The 2,464-nt window shown below is 73.2% G+C and carries 3 protein-coding genes; all 3 read left to right on the top strand.

Annotated features, from left to right (window positions below; genetic code table 11):
• A partial coding sequence (locus tag VKH46_17230) for a ChbG/HpnK family deacetylase (GenBank protein HKB72577.1) occupies positions 1-703 on the top strand: 703 nt, incomplete at its 5' end.
• Positions 703-1,851 carry a bacteriohopanetetrol glucosamine biosynthesis glycosyltransferase HpnI gene (gene hpnI / locus VKH46_17225; GenBank protein ID HKB72576.1) on the top strand — a complete coding sequence of 383 codons (1,149 nt, stop codon included), beginning with the start codon at positions 703-705 and terminating at the stop codon, positions 1,849-1,851. The genes VKH46_17230 and hpnI, both read left to right, overlap by 1 nt.
• The coding region (locus VKH46_17220) for a lysylphosphatidylglycerol synthase domain-containing protein (GenBank protein ID HKB72575.1) at positions 1,848-2,464 on the top strand (617 nt) is incomplete at its 3' end. The genes hpnI and VKH46_17220, both read left to right, overlap by 4 nt.

Below are 2,464 nucleotides of genomic sequence, written 5' to 3'. Positions count from 1 at the left end.
CCTTGTCCTCGTCCGCGGCCGGGCGGCTTCGCCGCCGCGGGAAGTTCCCTCGCTCGTCGGCCGCGCCGGAGCGTTCTCGGATTCGCCCGTGCGTGCCGGGCTCGCGTACCAGTTCTCCCGGCGCGCGCGCGCGGAGCTCCGGCGCGAGATTCGCGCGCAGCTCGAGGAGTTCCGGCGGACCGGCCTCTCCCTCTCGCACGTCGACGGCCACCTGCATCTCCACGTGCACCCGGTCGTGCTCGCGATCCTGCGCGATCTCGCGTCCGAGTTTTCGATTCCCGCGGTGCGCCTCCCGTCGGAGGAGCTGGCGGCCACGCTCGCGCTCGACCGCTCGGGGGTCGGGACGAAATTCCTTCACGCCGTGATCTTCGGCCTCCTCCGCCGGCACGGCGAACGCCGGATGCGCGAGGGAGGGATCGCATTCGCGGATCGCGTCTACGGCCTGCTCGAGACGGGCCGGATCACCGAGGAGTATCTCGCCGGCCTCCTGCCGAAGATCCGCGCCGCGCGCGTCGAGCTCTATTGTCATCCGGCGGCGGAGATCCCGGGCGAGCCGCGCAACGGGCCTCCGGGCTCCGGGCCCGCGGAGCTCGCCGCGCTCGTCAGCCCGAAGGTGAAGGTGGCGGTCGAGGCGAACGGCTTCCGGCTGACGACGCCCGCCGGGCTCTTCGACGACACGCGAACGCCGGCGCTCGCGCGCTGATGGCGCTCGCGGCGTTCCGGGTTCTCCTCTATCTGCTCTGCGCCGGTGCGACCGGCTACTCCCTCTACGCGATCGCGGCGGCGCGCGATTTCTTCCGCGGGCCGGCGCCGCCGGAGGGCGGCCCCCGTCCTCCCGTTTCCGTGCTCAAGCCGATTTGCGGCGCCGAAGAGCGCGCGGAGGCGAATTTCCGGTCTTTCGCCGATCAGGACTATGCCGGGCTCCAGATCGTCTTCGGCTCGCTCGATCCGCACGATCCGGGTCTCGACGCGGCGCGCCGAGTCGCGGACGCGTATCCGGAGCAGGACATCGCGGTCGTCGCCGGAGAAGACCCGGGCGCGGCCCCGGGAGGGAACCCGAAGGTCCGGAACCTCGCGAACATCGCGCGGTACGCGAGGCACGACTTCCTCCTCTTCTCCGACGCCGACGTGCGCGCGCCGCGCGACTACGTGGCCCGGGTCGCGGCCGTTCTCGCCGATTCCGCGGCCGGCGTGGTGACGTCGCCGTACCGCTCGCACGGGCGCGGCTGGGGAGGCATCCTCCAGGCGCTCGGCAACGCGGCCGAGTTCCAGCCCTCGGTCTTCGTCGCGCGCCGCCTCGAAGGGCTCCGTTTCGCGCTCGGTGCGGGGATCCTCCTCCGCCGGGAGGTGCTGACCGAAATCGGCGGCTTCACGGCGCTCGCGCCCTACCTCGCCGACGACCTGATGCTCGGCCTCCTTCCGGCGCGCGCGGGCCGCCGGGTGGTTCTCTCGCTTCCGGTCCTCGACCACGAGCTCGGCTTCGTCTCGTTGCGCGCGTTCGTGCGGCGCCAGATCCGCTGGAATCGCGGGATCCGGGCGGCGCGCCCGGGCGGCTACGCCGGGCTCCTCGCGACGCAGTCGACGATCCTCGCCCTGCTCCTCCTGCTCGCGACGGGTGGATCGGCCTCCGGCGTCGTCGTCGCCGCGGCCGCCGTCCTTTCCCGGCTCGCGATGGCGTGGGACGTCGGCGGACGCGCCCTGGGCGACCGCACGGTCCGGCGGTGGATCCTTCTCGTCCCGGTCCGGGACGCCGTCGCGTTCGCGCTCTGGGTCGCCGGCTTCTTCGGCCGCACGGTCGAATGGCGCGGCGTGCGCTACCGCGTCGAGCGCGGCGGCCGGATCGCTCCGTGAAGACCCTCTCGCGCGTCTTCCTCGCGGCCGGAGTCGCGCTCTTCGGGTTCCTCCTCTTCCGGATCGGTCCGGCGGTGCTCGCGGCCGACCTGCGGCGCGTCGGGGCGAAGCTCCTCCTCCTCGTCGCGCTCGGCACCGTGACGTTCGCGCTCGACACGCTCGGGTGGCGGTTCGCGATCCCCCCGGAGGAGCGAAGAGTCCCGTTCCGATCCCTCTTCGCGATGCGGATCGCCGGCGACGCGGTGAACTACGTGACGCCTTCGGCCGCGGTCGGCGGCGAGCTCGTGCGGATCGCGCTGCTGCGCCGGTACCTCCCGGCCACGCCGGCGATCGCGTCCGTCGTGCTCCTCGTCGTGACGCAGTTCTTCTCGCAGGTGATCTTCGTCGCCGCCGGAGTCGCGTATGGCCTGCCGGCGCTGCTGGCCGGCCGGTGGGCGGCGCTCGCCGCGATTCCGCTCGGATTCCTCGCGGCGCTCGCCGCGGGCCTCGTCTTCCTGGCCGTTCGGTCCGACGGGTTCCGGCGGATCGACCGGTTCACGCGCCGGTTCGCGTGGCTTCGCCGCTTCGCGGACGCCGGGAACGCCGAGGAGCTCGATCGAGCGATCTTCGGCGC

Source organism: Thermoanaerobaculia bacterium, assembly GCA_035260525.1.
Classification (GTDB): Bacteria; Acidobacteriota; Thermoanaerobaculia; order UBA5066; family DATFVB01; genus DATFVB01.
The sequence above is the reverse complement of the archived record's forward strand: the minus strand, read 5'-3'. Positions and strand labels throughout refer to the sequence as shown.

Excerpts from the sequence above, each read along its gene's own strand:
- hpnI (HKB72576.1), top strand. The coding sequence starts at position 703 with ATGGCGCTCGCGGCGTTCCGGGTTCTCCTCTATCTGCTCTGCGCCGGT.